At 70.7% G+C, this 15,258-nt stretch carries 12 protein-coding genes and 1 pseudogene; 8 read left to right on the top strand and 5 right to left on the bottom strand.

Annotated elements, in window-relative coordinates:
* Positions 1 to 93: 93 nt before the first annotated feature.
* From LPA41_RS27675 to LPA41_RS27660, 4 genes are read left to right on the top strand one after another with little or no spacing between them, the layout of a single operon-like run.
* A complete protein-coding gene (locus tag LPA41_RS27675) occupies positions 94 to 690 on the top strand; it encodes a heme-copper oxidase subunit III (protein WP_229073821.1) in 597 nt (198 codons plus the stop codon).
* 49 nt (positions 691 to 739) lie between these two features.
* Positions 740 to 1,588: a cytochrome c gene (locus LPA41_RS27670; RefSeq protein WP_229073820.1), complete on the top strand. Its 849-nt coding sequence runs from the start codon at positions 740 to 742 to the stop codon at positions 1,586 to 1,588.
* Positions 1,585 to 2,691 (top strand): ubiquinol-cytochrome c reductase iron-sulfur subunit, encoded by a 1,107-nt coding sequence (locus LPA41_RS27665; protein WP_229073819.1) that lies wholly within the window; start codon positions 1,585 to 1,587, stop codon positions 2,689 to 2,691. Before LPA41_RS27670 ends, LPA41_RS27665 begins: the two co-directional genes overlap by 4 nt.
* A complete protein-coding gene (locus tag LPA41_RS27660; RefSeq protein ID WP_229073818.1) occupies positions 2,688 to 4,298 on the top strand; it encodes a ubiquinol-cytochrome c reductase cytochrome b subunit in 1,611 nt (536 codons plus the stop codon). Before LPA41_RS27665 ends, LPA41_RS27660 begins: the two co-directional genes overlap by 4 nt.
* A 284-nt stretch (positions 4,299 to 4,582) precedes the next feature.
* On the opposite strand, the gene LPA41_RS27655 is transcribed toward LPA41_RS27660, so the two are convergent.
* The 5 genes and pseudogenes from LPA41_RS27655 to LPA41_RS27635 form a co-directional block, all read right to left on the bottom strand.
* Positions 4,583 to 4,870, bottom strand: a complete 288-nt coding sequence (locus LPA41_RS27655; RefSeq protein ID WP_229073817.1) for an Lrp/AsnC family transcriptional regulator — start codon at positions 4,868 to 4,870, stop codon at positions 4,583 to 4,585.
* 582 nt (positions 4,871 to 5,452) lie between these two features.
* Complete coding sequence (locus tag LPA41_RS27650; RefSeq protein ID WP_229073816.1) at positions 5,453 to 6,307, bottom strand: sugar phosphate nucleotidyltransferase; 855 nt, start codon at positions 6,305 to 6,307, stop codon at positions 5,453 to 5,455.
* A gap of 110 nt (positions 6,308 to 6,417) precedes the next feature.
* Positions 6,418 to 6,942, bottom strand: a pseudogene (locus LPA41_RS27645) (NUDIX hydrolase); the annotation flags it as partial.
* A gap of 75 nt (positions 6,943 to 7,017) precedes the next feature.
* Positions 7,018 to 8,817, bottom strand: a complete 1,800-nt coding sequence (locus tag LPA41_RS27640; RefSeq protein WP_229073815.1) for a bifunctional (p)ppGpp synthetase/guanosine-3',5'-bis(diphosphate) 3'-pyrophosphohydrolase — start codon at positions 8,815 to 8,817, stop codon at positions 7,018 to 7,020.
* A 209-nt stretch (positions 8,818 to 9,026) separates the two neighbouring features.
* Entirely contained in the window at positions 9,027 to 10,763 is a 1,737-nt protein-coding gene (locus LPA41_RS27635) for a DEDD exonuclease domain-containing protein (protein WP_229073814.1), read from the bottom strand.
* A gap of 95 nt (positions 10,764 to 10,858) precedes the next feature.
* On the opposite strand from LPA41_RS27635, the gene LPA41_RS27630 reads away from it, so the two are divergent.
* From LPA41_RS27630 to LPA41_RS27615, 4 genes are all read left to right on the top strand, one after another.
* Positions 10,859 to 12,220 carry an NYN domain-containing protein gene (locus LPA41_RS27630; RefSeq protein ID WP_229073813.1) on the top strand — a complete coding sequence of 454 codons (1,362 nt, stop codon included), beginning with the start codon at positions 10,859 to 10,861 and terminating at the stop codon, positions 12,218 to 12,220.
* A gap of 74 nt (positions 12,221 to 12,294) precedes the next feature.
* The gene (locus LPA41_RS27625; RefSeq protein ID WP_229073812.1) at positions 12,295 to 12,516 is read left to right on the top strand and encodes a hypothetical protein; all 222 of its coding nucleotides are present in this window, start codon (positions 12,295 to 12,297) and stop codon (positions 12,514 to 12,516) included.
* A 37-nt stretch (positions 12,517 to 12,553) separates the two neighbouring features.
* Positions 12,554 to 13,810: a M48 family metallopeptidase gene (locus tag LPA41_RS27620; protein ID WP_229073811.1), complete on the top strand. Its 1,257-nt coding sequence runs from the start codon at positions 12,554 to 12,556 to the stop codon at positions 13,808 to 13,810.
* Positions 13,810 to 14,931 (top strand): glycosyltransferase family 4 protein, encoded by a 1,122-nt coding sequence (locus LPA41_RS27615; protein WP_229073810.1) that lies wholly within the window; start codon positions 13,810 to 13,812, stop codon positions 14,929 to 14,931. Before LPA41_RS27620 ends, LPA41_RS27615 begins: the two co-directional genes overlap by 1 nt.
* The last annotated feature ends 327 nt before the right edge of the window (positions 14,932 to 15,258 follow it).

The following is a 15,258-nucleotide window of genomic DNA, read 5'->3' as shown; positions in this document are numbered from 1 at the left end:
TACCGGCTGGTCACAGAATATTCCGGGCCGTACTTGGTGCCGGATTGGGGACCCCGGGGGACCTTGGGCCTGGTTCGGATGAATAATGAGGCCGTGACTGCGGCAGCCATCGACAAGAGCCGGATCCACTCGCTGACCAGACCCAACATGGTCAGCGTCGGGACCATCGTGTGGCTCTCCAGCGAGCTCATGTTCTTCGCGGCCTTGTTCGCGATGTACTTCTCCATCCGTGCTGCGGACTACAGCATGTGGGAGAAGCACACCGAGGCCCTGAACATCCCGTACGCGACGACGTTCACGGTGATCCTGGTCCTCTCCTCGGTCACCTGCCAGATGGGCGTCTTCGCGGCGGAGAAAGGGGACGTCTTCGCACTGCGGCGCTGGTTCACCATCACCTTCGTGATGGGCCTCATCTTCGTGCTCGGCCAGGCGAACGAATACCGCGAGCTGGTCCACCACGGCATCACCCTCAACGGCGACGGGTACGGCTCGATGTTCTACCTGACCACCGGGTTCCACGGGCTGCACGTGACCGGTGGCCTGATCGCCTTCATCGTCTACATGATCCGTACGACCATGGGCCGGTTCACCCCGGCGCAGGCGACCTCAGCGATCGTCGTGTCGTACTACTGGCACTTCGTGGACATCGTGTGGATTGCGCTGTTCGCCATGATCTATTGGCTGCAGTGACCAAGCGCCGACGGCGAGGAACTCAACAAACACCCAGAGGGACATACCCATGACTTCTGACACCCCCGCCCGTAGGCGTGCCCGGGTGTTCTCCCGCCGGCGCGGCGCGCCGAGCCGGGCGCGCCGGCGACTCGGTGCCGCTGTCCGCATGATCGCGGCGCTGGCACTGGCCGGAGGCGTTTACACAGCCTTCACCCCGGGCGCCTTCGCCGAGGACAACGTCCAGCTCTCCGCTGCCGCTCTGGAGGGCAAGTCGCTCTACGACACCAGCTGCATCTCCTGCCACGGGCGGGACGGGCAGGGTGTCGAGGACCGCGGCCCGAGCCTGATCGGCGTCGGCTCCGCCTCCGTGGAGTTCCAGGTGGGCACCGGCCGCATGCCGATGACCCGCCAGGAGGCTCAGGCGGAGGAGAAGAAGCCGCAGTTCAACGAGGACCAGACCAAGCAGCTCGGGCAGTACGTCCAGGAGCTGGGCGGCGGACCGCAGGTTCCGGACGGCCCTCTGGTCGACGACATCGAGGCGAAGCCCGAGTCGCTGGCCCGCGGCGGCGAGCTCTTCCGGATCAACTGCACCTCCTGCCACGGCTTCGGCGGTGGCGGCGGCGCCCTCTCCTCCGGCAAGTTCGCACCGAGCCTGCACGACCCGACGCCCGACCAGATCTACGCGGCCATGCTGAGCGGCCCGCAGAACATGCCGGTCTTCGGTGACAACCAGCTCTCGCCGGACGAGAAGCGCTCGATCATCACCTACATCCAGCTCCAGCTCCAAGAGGACAAGGACCCGGGCGGCCTGTTCAACCTCGGTCGTTACGGCCCGTCGACGGAAGGCGTGGCGATTTTCCTCGTCGGCATCGTCCTCCTGGTCTTCACGTCGCTCTGGATTGCGGGGAAGTCATGACGGCAGTGCATCACGCGGGCGAGGCCGGCACCCCGCCGACCGACGTGAACGACCCGCACCTGACGCGCTTCGACATCGTCAAAGAAGGGCTCCGGCGCGACGACATCGAGATCGTCACGTACGAGTCCCAGTTCCACGGGCAGAACTCCAAGGCGGAGAAGCGGGTCGTCCGCAACATCTCCCTGCTGTTCGCCATCGCCGGTCTGCTGACCCTGGCGTTCCTGGTCTTCTACATCATCTGGCCGTGGCAGTTCGAGCTCGGCCACACGATGAGCGACTACTACACGCCGATCCTCGGCATCACGCTGGGCCTCGGCCTGCTGGCGCTCGGCTTCGGCATCCTGGCCTGGGCCAAGAAGCTGCTGCCGCACGAGCTCTCCATCCAGCAGCGGCACGGCGACCCGTCCTCCGACGAGGACCGGCTGATCACCGGCCAGACCATGATGTACGTCGCGGACGAGCTCGGCGTGCAGCGCCGGCCGCTGCTCAAGGGCGCGATCGCGCTCGGTCTCGCCCCGGTCGGCCTGGCCGCCGCGGCGCCGCTGGTCGGTGGACTCATCGAGGACCCGCACAAGGGCGACCTGCCGATGATGTACACCACCGGCTTCAACCCCGAGCACAACGGTGGCAAGCCGGTCCGGCTGACCCGCGAGGACGGCAGCCCGATCCGTCCCGAGGACGTCAGCACCGGTGGTCAGATGACCGTCTTCCCGGGCATCCCGCACGGCGCGACGAACCACTGGGCCGACTCGCCCACGCTGCTGATCCACCTCCGGGCGGACGACGCGGCCGAGACCCGCAAGAATGCCGACGCTGACAAGAACGGCAGGAACCGGGGCTCGATGTGGGGCAACTACGTCGCGTACTCGAAGATCTGTACGCACGCCGGTTGCCCGGCCAGCCTCTACGAGCAGCAGACCAACCGCCTGCTGTGCCCCTGCCACCAGTCACAGTTCCTCATCACCGACAACGCGCAGCCGGTCTTCGGGCCCGCGACTCGGCGTCTGCCGATGCTGCCGCTTACAGTGGACGAGGAAGGTTTCTTCGTGGCAGCGTCCGACTTCAAGGACACTGTCGGACCTGACTTCTGGGAGCGGCCGTGAAGCGCCGAAAAGTAGATCTCGCAGACGCGCCCGTCACCTTCGCCAAGGGGGTGGACGACCGGTTCCAGGCTGCCACCCCGCTGCGTGGCCTGCTGAACAAGGTCTTCCCGGACCACTGGTCCTTCCTGATCGGTGAGATCGCGCTCTTCTCCTTCATCATTCTGCTGCTGACCGGCACGTTCCTCACCCTCTTCTTCGACCCGTCGATGAAGGAGGTGGCGTACGACGGTTCCTACCCGGCACTGCGCGGCACCATGATGTCGGCGGCCTTCGAGTCGTCGCTGAACCTGTCGTTCGAGGTCCGCGGTGGCCTCTTCATGCGGCAGATGCACCACTGGGCGGCGCTGCTGTTCATGGCGTCGATCGTCGTGCACATGGCCCGTGTCTTCTTCACCGGCGCGTTCCGCAAGCCGCGTGAGATCAACTGGGTCATCGGCGTCCTGCTCTTCCTGCTCGGGTTCTTCGCCGGCTTCACCGGTTACTCGCTCCCGGACGACGGCCTCTCCGGCACCGGTCTGCGCATCGCCTCGGCGATCATGCTGACCATCCCGGTGATCGGCACCTGGCTCTCCGCCGCGGTCTTCGGCGGCGAGTTCCCGGGCGAGTTCATCATCGGCCGGTTCTACATCGCGCACGTGCTGATCATCCCGGGCATCCTGCTCGCGCTGATCGCCGCTCACCTGGGCATCGTGTTCAAGCAGAAGCACACCCAATGGCCGGGCCCGATGCGGACCAACGAGAACGTCGTCGGCGAGCGCATGTTCCCGCGCTACGCGATGAAGCAGGGCGGCTTCTTCATGGCCGTCTTCGGCGTCGTCGCGCTGATGGCCGGTCTGTTCCAGATCAACCCGATCTGGCTGTTCGGGCCGTACCGGGCGTCCGAGGTCTCCTCGGCCTCGCAGCCCGACTTCTACGTCATGTTCATGGACGGCCTGGTCCGTCTCATGCCGAACTGGCAGATCTACATCCCGATCGGCAACGGCTACAGCATCCCGCCGATGTTCTGGCCCGCGGTGGTCGGCCTCGGCGCGCTGTTCACCCTGCCGATGGCCTACCCGTGGCTGGAGGCGCGCAAGTTGAAGGACAAGCGCATCCACCACCTCCTGGAGCGTCCCCGCGACAACCCGGAGCGCGTCGGCATCGGCATGATGGCGTTCTCGTTCTGGTTCATCGCCACGATCTCCGGTGCGAACGACGTCATCGCCGACAAGTTCCACATCAGCCTGAACGCGATGACCTGGGCCGGCCGCATCGGCCTGGTGCTGATCCCGCCGCTGGCGTACTACATCTCGGTCCGGATCTGCCTGGGTCTCCAGCAGCACGACCGTCAGGTGCTGGCACACGGCGTCGAGACAGGCATCATCAAGCGCCTGCCGAACGGCCAGTTCGTCGAGGTCCACCAGCCGCTCGGCCCGGTCGACGAACACGGCCACCCGATCCCGCTGGAGTACGCCGGCTGGGTCGTCCCGAAGAAGATGAACCGGCTCGGTGCGCTCGCCCCCGCCGTGAAGGGCTTCTTCTACCCGGTCGAGAAGCCGGCGGAGATCCCGGTCTCCCCGGCCGTCGGTGGTCCGGTCAAGAAGGAAGAAATCAAGTCCGGCCGCTGAGTTCCCGCTGTTGAGAAAGGCCCGTCGCACTGGGTGCGGCGGGCCTTTCCGTTGCGGTCCGGCGGTCCGGCGGTGCTTCGGGCGTGCCCGTGCGCCGTCGGCTTGGCCTGGCCATCGGCCGGCCTGGCGGGGCCGTCGGCGGGCCTGGACATCGGCTGGCGGCTGGCCTGGCTGGCGGCTGGCCTGGCTGGCCTGGCTGGCCTGGCTGGCCTGGCTGGCGGCGGCTGGCCTGGCTGGCGGCGGCTGGCCTGGCTGGCGGCCGGCCTTGGGCCGAGCCGGTGGGGTCAGTCGGCGTCCGGGAGACCGATGGCGAAGGCGTCCTCGAGGTCATGCTTGGAGTACGCCCGGAAGGCCACGTAAGTCTCGGTGTTGACCACGCCGGGAGTCTTGGAAATCTTGCCGGCGATGACCTCGGCGATGCCGTCGAAGTGCGGAACCCGGACGATGGCGATCAGGTCCGCGCCGCCGGCCACCGAATACACCTCACTGACGCCTTCCAGCGCGGCCAGCGCCTCGGCGACCTCGGGAATCGAGTCGGTGGCGCAGTCGATGTGGACGATCGCGGTGTTCACCTGCGGGCTCCTCAGCATTGAGCGACAACCAGTCAAGCCCATGCTATCCACGATGTGCTCCCGCACCGCCCCCAGCCGCGGTCCCGCACCTCCCCGACCATGGTTCCGCCCCACGCTCGGCCGCCCCACGCTCGGCCGCCCCAGGCTCGGCCGCCCCAGGCTCGGCCGCCCCACGCTCAGTCGCCTGGCGCTCAGTCGCCTGGCGCTCGGTCGGGCCGTGCTCGGTCACCGCCCTCGCTGTCCCCTGTCGAGATGTTGATCTGCTAGCGCTACGAAATCGCTGTGATCATGGGGTCAAAACCGCGATTTCGCACCGCTAGCAGATCAACACCGCAGCGCGGCGCATCGCGTTGGGCGCGAGGCAGCCGAGGGCGAGAAACGTCATGCCGCTCGCCCGCCGCCCCATCGACATCGTGACGCCATGCTCAGTACCGCGACCCTGGACAGGGCAAAACGGCATATATCGCGCATGCGTTGCTTGACGAAACCAGCGACACTTCAAGCTGCCCCGCTCAGGCCGCCCCGCTCAAGGCCGCCCGCTCAAGGCCGCCCGCTCAAGGCCGCCCGCTCAAGGCCGTGGACTCAAGGCCGTGCGCTCAAGGCTGCTGGGACGGTGAGGCCGGTGTGTGCGCGGACGGCGTTCGTCAGGGTTTCGCCGGGGGCGACAGTGGCGCCGGGCCAGACGACGCTGCCGGTCACCGTGCCGTGGACCCGGGCGCCGGCGCCGACCACAGAATCCGTCACGACGCCGGTGACGTCGGCGGAGGGGTCGACGAGCGCGGTGCCGGCGGCGGCGTGCAGGTTGGCGGCCAGGTAGTCGGCCGGGGTGCCGGTGTCCAGGAAGAAGCCGTCGTAACCGATCAGCTCCAGCTTGCCGGCGGCCTCGGCGGGACGCCACACCGTGCGGACCAGGTTGCTGTCCTCGTCGGCCAGGTCGCGGATCCAGTGCCAGGGCATCAGCGAGAAACCGGCGAAGCGGCGGCCGCTGAACCCGCCCGCCTCACCAGGGCGGCAGGGCAGGGTCAGCAGGCGTACGGTGTCGCCCGACCAGCCCTCCAGCAGTGCCGCGATGTCCTTGCCAGGTTCGCGGAACGGGTCGACCAGATAGGCGTCCGCGTTGCCGACCAGCGCGCCGCGCCCGCCGATCCAGTCCTTCATCCGGGCCACGCCGCCGGAGGTGCCGAGCGGGCCGTCCGGTTCCACGGAGAGATGGGTCCGGGTGCCGACGTGGGCGACGACCTGGTCGGCTAGGTAGGCGGCGTTGACGGCCACCTGATCGGGACCGGTCAGACCGGCGCCGGCGAGGCGGGCCAGCGCGTGGTCCAGCAGGGGTACGTTGCCGACCGGGCAGAGCGCCTTCGGCACCAGCTCGGTCAGCGGGCGCAGGCGCTGCCCCTCGCCGGCGGCCAGCACGACACCACAGACCTCGACGGTCACGCCTGCTCCCCGGGCTGCTCGGTGTGGTCGGGGGCGCGGTAGGAGCCGGCCGCCTGGTCGGGCGCGCGGTAAGAACCGGCCGCCTGGTCGGGCGCGCGGTAGGAACCGGCCGGGATGGACGGCGGGACCTGGCCGGCGCGCGGCCCGATGCCGTAGATGCCGAGCAACCGCTCGGTGGGCCAGGTCAGCTTCGGCAGGTCGTCGGCGTCGAACCAGCGGGCCTCGAGCACCTCGCCGCCGTCGACGGCCAGGTCGGTCCGGGACGCCGGGACGGCACCGAACCAGACGGTGTCCACCACGCCACCGTTCGGGTGGACGACGGCGTTCGGGGCGCCGGGAGTCAGGTCGCCGGGCTCCAGGCGTACGCCCGCTTCTTCGAAGAGCTCGCGTGCCGCACCCACCGCGGGCAGTTCGCGGCGCTTGAGCAGACCGGCCGGAAGGCCCCACCCGCGGCCCGGCGGCTGACGCAGCAGCAGCAGGCGCCCCGGCGCCGGCGCCTCCGAGTCACGGATCACGGTGACCGCGCCGACCAGGTATTTCGGGGAGACCGCCCGGGCGATGTGGCGGCGCACCGGCAACGGCAACCCGTAGAAAGCCTGATAGGCGAGGCCGCGCAGCTGCCGAGAGATTTTCACGCCGGTAAGGCTAGTGGATGGCCGCACCTGCCCCGGTGGCACGTGCGGCCCGGCACCCGTGCGCACCGGCCGCTGTCAGTCGGGGTGATCGACCAGGGCGATCAGCTGCTCGACGACGGCGTCCGGCTCGAGACTGCGCTCGCAGACCGCCACCAGCAGGGTCTCCAGGTCGGGGTAGCCGAGCTCCTCGGCGAGCCGCCGCAGCGGCACCTCGCTGGCCAGGCCCCGGTCGTGCTTGCGCAGGGTGAGCCCGATCGTGGCGCGGCCCAGGCGGACCTTGTCGGCGATGCTGATGCCCGGCTCGTTCTTCTCGTCGAAGAACCGGTTGATCTGCATCTGTGCCTGGCTGGACTTGACGAACCCGAGCCATTCCCGGCGGGGGCCACGCGGTGCGTTCGGCTCGACCTCGACGTGGTCGTCGGTCTCCGAGAAGATCTCCACGACGTCGCCGTCGCGGAGCGGGGAGCTGAGCGGGGCGAGACGTCCGTTGATGGTCGCGGCCAGGCACTGGTCACCCTGGCGGGGACTCAACTCGTACGCCACGTCGACGGGCGTGGAACCGCTGGGAAGCTCGTAGGCGTTGCCGTGGGCGAAGACGGTGACCTGACCCTCGGCGAGGTCACATCGGAGCGAGTCGAGGAACTGGGCGGCGTCCGTGGTGTCCTGCTGCCAGTCCAGCACCCGTTTCAGCCAGGTGAGCTGGTCGGCGCCGGGTGGCTCGTCGGCCACCTTGGGATATCGGTAGCTGGTGGCCACGCCGTACTCCGAGTAGCGGTGCATGGTCTCGGTGCGGATCAAGACCTCGACCAGCTTGCCCTCGGGGCCGACCACGGTGGTGTGTAGTGACCGGTAGAGGTTGTTCTTCGGCGAGGCGATGAAGTCCTTGAACCGGCCGGCGACCGGGCGCCAGCGGCCGTGGATCGCGCCGAGCGCCGCGTAACAGTCGGTGTCCGGGCCGTCGACGACGACCGCGATGCGTGGCAGGTCGAGCGGGACGCTGTGCCCGCCGGCGACCGTGTCCTTCCAGATCGAGTAGTAGTGCCGGGGACGCGGGGTGACCTGGGCGTCCACCCGGGAGTGGCGCAGCGCGAGGCGGGCCTTGCCGGAGACGTCGGCGAGGTATTCGTCCCAGCCGGGACGGTTCTTCACGTGCTCGTCGATGCGGGCGAACGAATCCGGCTCGAGGTGGTAGAGCACCACGTCGTCGAGGTCGCGCTTGAGAGCCTGGATGCCGAGGCGGTCGCAGAGCGGGACCAGCACGTCGAGCGTGGCCGTGGCGATCCGGGCGCGGCTGGCGGGGGAGCGGGCGTCGAGCGTGCGCATGTTGTGCAGCCGGTCGGCCAGCTTGATCACCAGGACCCGGACGTCCTTGCCGGCGGCGACGATCATCTTGCGGATCGTCTCGCCCTCGGCGGCCTTGCCGTAGTAGGCCTTGTCGAACTTGGTCACGCCGTCGACCAGGTGGGTCACCTCGGGTCCGAAGTCGCCGTGCAGCGCCTCCAGGGTGTAGCTGGTGTCCTCGACCGTGTCGTGCAGCAGGGCCGCGACGATCGTCGTGGTGTCCATGCCCAGCTCGGCGCAGATCTGCGCGACCGCGAGCGGGTGCGTGATGTAGGGATCACCGGACTTGCGGAACTGGCCGCGGTGCATGCTCTCGGCGATCGCGTAGCTGCGGCGGACCACTGCCACGTCGGCGGAGGGATGGATGTTGCGGTGCGTCCGCGTGAGGGTGGCGACCGGGTCGTCGTTGTTGCTCTGGAAGCTGAAGAACGAGCGCAGTCGCTGAGTGAAGGAGCCCTCCTGGGTGGGCACTGTCTGGGCAGCGGCCGGCAGGGCACGACCAAGAGCGGCGCCGTGGCCGGCGTCGACGTCCACCCGGACACCCCCTCACCGATCGTCCACGCGTCACCCGAAGCGTGGAGTCGCTCCGCGTGGTCCCCTGTAGCGAATCACCGATCGGGCTGTTCGCCAAAGGCATCAAGCCGCCAAATGAGGTGAATCACCACGAGGTCGCGCGTGCCTTACAGCCTAAGCGAGCGAGCGTCATCCGAACGGTCAGTTACCGATAGGCGAACGGACGAGTCTTAGGCAGAAGAGGCGGTCTCAGCCCTGGTGAGCAGGGTGCCGAATCGCGCGGCGCCACGAACCGGTGACACCCAGTCCCCGCGCGTTTCCACCAAGCGGGTGTCGGGTCGTTCCAGCCACGTCAGGATCCGCTCCGTCTCCTCCGCCGACGCGGCGTGCACCGGCCCCGGTCCGGGAAGGACCGTCTCGGCCGTCAAACGGGCCGCGTCCAGGGTGGGCCGGGGATGCTCCCGCGGCGGCGAGGTGGCGGCCGCGGCGAGCCGGCCGTGCCGCACCACCGCGATCTCCCAGCCACCCTTGTCGTCGCGGCGGGCCGCCACCACCTCGGTCAGCCGGGTCAGGGCCTCCAGCCGCTGCATCCGGATCAGGGCGCGCAGCAGCGCGGTCAGCCGCTGCCGGACGGTGGCCGCCTCCTCGTAACGCTGCCGGTCGGCGAGCGAGTCGATCCGGGCCATCAGGGCGTCGATCACCGGGCCGGGGTCACCCGACGTGGCCGTCCGGAAGGGAAGGGCGGCGCGGACGTCGTACTCCTCGGGGGTTATCTCGTGCTCGCAGGGCGCCGGGCATCGCCCCAGCTCGGCCAGGGCGCAGGCCGGCGTCTTGGTCCGCAGGGAGAGCTTGTGGTTGCACTGCCGCAGGGGGACCGCGTCGTAGACGCCGGCGGCGGCCAGCTCGGCCGTCCGGCGCGAGGAGAACGGGCCCAGATAGGTCGCGCCGTCGTCGGCGAAGCGGCGCACCACCGACAGCCGCGGATAGGCCTCGGTGGTCAATTTCAGCCAGACCACCCGCTCCGGATATTTCGACCGGCGGTTGTAGGGCGGCGCGTGGGACGCGATCAGCCGCAGCTCGCGGACCTCCGCCTCCAGCGAGTGCGCGCACTCCACCGCCTCCACCCGGACCGCGGCCATCAGCATCTCGGAGATCCGCGCCCGCTTCTCCGCCGCGGTGAAGTAGCTGCGCACCCGGGTCGCGATGTCCTTCGAGGTGCCGACGTAGAGCGGCCGGTCGTCGGCGGCCCGGAACAGGTAGACCCCGGGCACGTGCGGCAGGCCGTCGGCGAGGTGCCGCTGCCGGCGCTGCGCCGGGGTCACCGCCTTGGCGAACTCGATCGCGTCGCCGAGCGTGTGCACCTTGAAGCTGCCCAGCCGCTCGATCAGGCCGTGCAGCACGTCGACCGTGGCCTTCGCGTCGTCGAGCGCCCGGTGGTTGGGCTCGACCGTGGAGCGGAAGAACCGGGCCAGCGTGCCCAGCTTGCGGTTGGGCACCTCGTCCTTGCCGAGCGCGCGCCGGGCCAGCGCCGCGGTGTCGAGCACCCGGATCTGCGGCCAGGGGTAGCCGTGCCGGGCGCAGGCCGCCTTGAGGAACCCGACGTCGTACGGCGCGTTGTGCGCGACGAGCACCGCACCGCGCAGGAACTCGAGCAGCGCGGGCAGCACCGTCTCGATCGAGGGCGCGGGCCGCAGCATCGCCTCGGTGATGCCGGTCAGCACGGTGATGAACGGCGGCAGCGGCACACCGGGGTTGACAAGGGTCGCGAACTCGCCGATCCGGGCGCCGGCGCGCACCTTGACGGCCCCGATCTCGGTGATCCCGGCGCCGTCGGCAGCACCGCCGGTGGTCTCCAGGTCGAGCACCACGAAGGTGGTGTCGGCGAGCGAGAGCGCGGCGGGATCGACCGAGCCGTCAGCGGTCAGCAGCGTGTCCAGAGTGCCCTGCACGTAGGCCGGTTGTGTCACGGGCGGCAAGCCTAGCCAGGGGGTACGACACTTCCTTGAAAAGATCACTTGCTCGCAAGAGGTCATTACGTCGTACCCGGTGTGAGAATGGGTGGATGTCCGCCCCGTTCGTGCCCGACGACGACCGCCCCGATGAGGAGGCGGCGGACTTCGTGCCCGAGCCCGTGCTCCCCGAAGCTGTCCGTCAGCGGATCACCACCCTGGCCGCCGCCGCCCTGCCCGGCCTGCCCGCCGACGAGATCCCGGTGCCGTTGCGCCGGGTCGCCCGGTTCGCACCCAACCGCCGGGCCCGGCTGGGCGGCCGGGACATCGCCGCCCAGCTCGTCGCCGACCCGCTGTTCCGGCAGCGGATCGGTGCCCGGATCGTCGACGAGGCCGGTGACCTGGGCACCGCGGTGTCCGGCGGGGTCGCCCCGGCCGCCGCCGACCCGGTCGAGGTGGCCGCGCTGGCCTACCTGGCCCGGCCGGACGGCTGGCGGACGCTGATCGGCGCCGCCGGCGACGCGGTCCGCGCCGAGGCCGACAGCGCCGCCGTCACCGGTCAGGTGCGCGCCGCCGAGCAGCGCGCCGCCCGTGCCGAGCACGACCGGGCGGTGGCCCGGGTGGAGGCCGACAAGCTGCGCGACGAGCTCGCCCGGGTCCGGGAGGAGCTGGGCCAGCTGCGTGAGGAGGCGCGGACCACGTCGAAGGCCCTGCGCGAGGCGCAGGCCGCCCAGAAACGGGCGGCCGACCTGCTGGCGACGGAGAAAGGGAGGGCGGCCCGGGCCGCCCTCGACCATGAGGCGGAGGTACGGCGGTTGCGCGGCCGGCTGGCCGACGCGGAGGCCGCCGCGGCCACCGGCAAGCAGGCCGCCAAGGACGCCCGCGCGGTCGACGACGCCCGGCTCTGGCTGCTGCTCGAGACGATCGGGCAGGCCGCCACCGGGCTGCGCCGCGAGCTCGCCCTCGGCCCGACCGACAAGCTGCCCGCCGACTTCGTGGCCGACGCCGCGGCCGACCGGCCCGGCGCGCCGGAGCGGTCGCAGGCCCGGGCGCAGGACACCGACGACCCGGGCCGGCTCGACCAGCTGCTCGCCCTGCCCCGGGCGCACCTGGTCGTGGACGGTTACAACGTGACCAAGCGCGGGTTCGCCGAGATGTCGCTGGAACAGCAGCGCAAGCGGCTGATCACCGGGCTGGGCGGGATCGCGGCGCAGACCGGCGACGAGGTGACGGTGGTCTTCGACGGCGCCGAGCGGGTGCACGGGCTGCCACCGGCGCCGCGCGGGGTGCGGGTGCTCTTCTCCCGCAAGGGGACGACCGCCGACGAGCTGATCCGCCAGCTGGTCCGGGCCGAGCCGCCGGGCCGGCCGGTGGTCGTGGTGTCCTCGGACCGCGAGGTGGCCGACGGCGTGCGCCGCCACGGTGCGTACCCGATGGGTGCTGATTCGCTGCTCAGGCGCCTTTCGCGTTCTTGATCCACATTTTTTGTCATACCCCTCGCATAGCGTGACTGTCACCGATGGTGACCGCCGCCCTTTGAGGAGGGGTAATGATCATCGACTGTGGCCGCTGTGCCGAGCGGCGTGACGAATGCAACGGGTGCCTGGTCAGTGCGCTGATCGACACCCCCGACGGGCTCGCCGACCTGACCCCTGGTGAATTGCGGGCGATCGAGACGTTCGAGCTGGCCGGTTTCGAGGTCGAGCTGCTGGAGACTCCCGAGCCGCCGGTGGTGGTGCGCCGCTTCCCGGGCGACCGGCACGTGGCGTGATCGATGTCTAAACTTGAGCGGCCGTGGAAGGGATGAGATGACGCCGAGGCACTGGGCCGCCGTGACGCTCGTGGTGCTGCTCGGTGCGCTGGCCGCGTTCGCCGCGGCGAAAGTGCCGTGGCACCGGGCTCCCGCCCCGCGCGCCGACCAGCTCGACGCGCTCCGCCAGCTCCCCGCCGAGCAGGTGGCCCGGGCCCGGGCGTTCCACGCCGAGCTGCGCCCCGGGCGTTACACGGCGATGGCGATCGGCCTGGTCGCCGCGCTGGTGCTCGGCCTGACCCCGCTCGGCGCGAGCCTGGTCGAGCTGGCCGGCCGCCCGTTCGGTGACCACTGGCTGGCCCGGGCCGTCCTCGGCGGCCTCCTGGTCGTCGTCGTCACCGAGGTGCTCACCCTGCCGATCGCGATCTGGCGGCACACCGTCGTGGTGCGCTACGGCATCTCCACCCAGAGCTGGGGCGGGTGGGGCGTCGACCTGCTCAAGTCGTACGGGGTGGGTCTCGTCCTCGGCGGCGCCGTGCTGGCCGGCTTCTTCACCGTCACCCACTTCGCGCCGCGCTGGTGGTGGGCGTTCGGCGCGGCCGGTGTGGCGGGGCTGGTCGTGCTGCTCTCGTTCGTGCTGCCGGTGCTCGTCGAGCCGATCTTCAACCGGTTCACCCCGATGCCGCCGGGCCCGCTGCGCACCGAGCTGCTGGCGCTGGCCGAGCGTGACGGCGTGCCGGTCAAGGACGTGCTGGTCGCCGACGCGTCCCGGCGCACCCGGGCGGTCAACGCCTACGTCTCCGGGCTCGGCCCGACCCGGCGGATCGTCGTCTACGACACCATGCTGACCGAGGCGACCCCCGACGAGGTGGTCTCGGTGGCCGCGCACGAGCTCGGCCACGCCAAGGACAACGACGTGCTCACCGGCACCGTCACCGGGGCGCTCGGTGCCGCCGCGGCGGTGATCGCGCTCTACCTGCTCGGCTCCTGGGGCGCCCTGCTGCGGCTGGCCGGGGTGGACTCCATCGCCGAGCCGCGGGCGATCGGCCTGCTGCTCGCGGTCACCACCGTCGCCGGACTGGTGGCCGGGCCGGCACAGGCCTTCGTGTCCCGGCGCGTCGAGGCCCGGGCCGACACCCACGCCCTCGACCTGACCGGTGACCCGGCGACCTTCGAGGCCATGCAGCGCCGGCTCGGCACCGTCAACCTCTCCGACCCCGACCCACCGCACTGGGAGCACGCCATGTTCGCCTCGCATCCGTCCACCGTGCAGCGGATGGCCGCGGCCCGTGCCTACGCCAGGGCCGGTCGCTGATGGCCCGCACCCTGCTGGTCACCAACGACTTCCCGCCCCGGCCCGGCGGCATCCAGCAGTTCGTGCACAACCTCGCGGTGCGCCAGCCGGCCGGCTCGGTCGTGGTCTACACCTCCCAGTGGCGCGGCTCCGCGGCGTTCGACGCCGAGCAGCCGTTCGATGTGGTGCGGGAGGACACCGGCGTGCTGCTGCCCACCCCCGCCGTCGGCAGGCGGGCCGCCGAGCTGGCGCGGGCACACGGGTGCGACACGGTGCTGTTCGGGGCGGCCGCGCCGCTCGGCCTGCTCGCACACGGCCTGCGGCGCGACGCCGGCATCCGCCGCGCCGTCGCCATCACCCACGGCCACGAGATCGGCTGGGCCGCGCTGCCCGGCGCCCGGGCCCTGCTGCGCCGCATCGCCCGCGGCACCGACGTCATCACCTACCTGGGCGAATACCAGCGGAGCCGGCTCGACCGCGCCCTGCACGGGCTGACCGACCTGCGCCGGCTCGCGCCCGGCGTCGACGTCGACACGTTCCACCCCGGCGTCGACGGCTCCGTGGTGCGCAAACGGCACGGCCTCACCGACCGGCCCGTCCTCGTCTGCGTCTCCCGGCTGGTGCCCCGCAAAGGCCAGGACATGCTGATCCGGGCCCTGCCGACCATCCGCCGCCGCGTCCCCGGCGCCGCACTGCTCCTGGTCAGCGGCGGCCCGCACCGCAAAACCCTGGAACGCCTGGCCCGCGAGCACGACGTCGAGTCCGACGTGGTCTTCACCGGCTCCGTGCCCTGGCAGGAACTCCCCGAGCATTACGCCGCCGGCGACGTCTACGCCATGCCCTGCCGCACCCGCGCCGCCGGCCTCGACGTCGAAGGCCTCGGCATCGTCTACCTGGAAGCCTCCGCAACCGGCCTCCCCGTCATCGGCGGCGACTCGGGCGGCGCCCCCGACGCGGTTCGCCCCGGCGAAACCGGCTTCGTGGTCGGCGGCCGCGACGTCCCCACCCTCGCCGCCCGCGCGACCGACCTGCTCAGCGACCCCGCGCGGGCCCGCGCGATGGGCGCGGCCGGCCGGTCCTGGGTGGAGCGCGAGTGGCGCTGGGAGACACAGGCGGCGAGGCTGACCGCCCTGCTCGATTGACGGGTTTCCTGTGGTCTTGTCAAGCAGCGCTCTCTTCCGCCGGCTTGTGCTGGTGTTCAGGTGTGCAAGGTGCGCACGCTGTCGCCAGGCGGCGGGCAGGGTGCTGCTTGCCTTCGGCTCTGTGAGGTCCGTTCGGACGAGTGGCTGGGGTGCTGCTTGCTCTCGGCTCTGTTGGGGTCCCCTCTGAACAAGCGGCTGCGGTCGGCTGCGCTGGATCTGGAGGCGGTGTTGATCTGCTAGCGGTGCGAAATCGCGGTTTTGACCCCTTGATCACAGCGATTTTGTAGCGCTAGCAGATCAACATCTCGACGGGGACGGCGTCCGATG

It is taken from the genome of Actinoplanes sp. DH11 (genome assembly GCF_020873875.1).
Taxonomy (GTDB): Bacteria; Actinomycetota; Actinomycetes; order Mycobacteriales; family Micromonosporaceae; genus Actinoplanes.
Note: the sequence above shows the minus strand (reverse complement) of the source record. Positions and strands in the feature narration are given on the sequence as shown.

Excerpts from the sequence above, each read along its gene's own strand:
- LPA41_RS27670 (WP_229073820.1), top strand. The coding sequence starts at position 740 with ATGACTTCTGACACCCCCGCCCGTAGGCGTGCCCGGGTGTTCTCCCGC.
- LPA41_RS27665 (WP_229073819.1), top strand. The coding sequence starts at position 1,585 with ATGACGGCAGTGCATCACGCGGGCGAGGCCGGCACCCCGCCGACCGAC.
- LPA41_RS27630 (WP_229073813.1), top strand. The coding sequence starts at position 10,859 with ATGTCCGCCCCGTTCGTGCCCGACGACGACCGCCCCGATGAGGAGGCG.
- LPA41_RS27625 (WP_229073812.1), top strand. The coding sequence starts at position 12,295 with ATGATCATCGACTGTGGCCGCTGTGCCGAGCGGCGTGACGAATGCAAC.
- LPA41_RS27620 (WP_229073811.1), top strand. The coding sequence starts at position 12,554 with ATGACGCCGAGGCACTGGGCCGCCGTGACGCTCGTGGTGCTGCTCGGT.
- LPA41_RS27615 (WP_229073810.1), top strand. The coding sequence starts at position 13,810 with ATGGCCCGCACCCTGCTGGTCACCAACGACTTCCCGCCCCGGCCCGGC.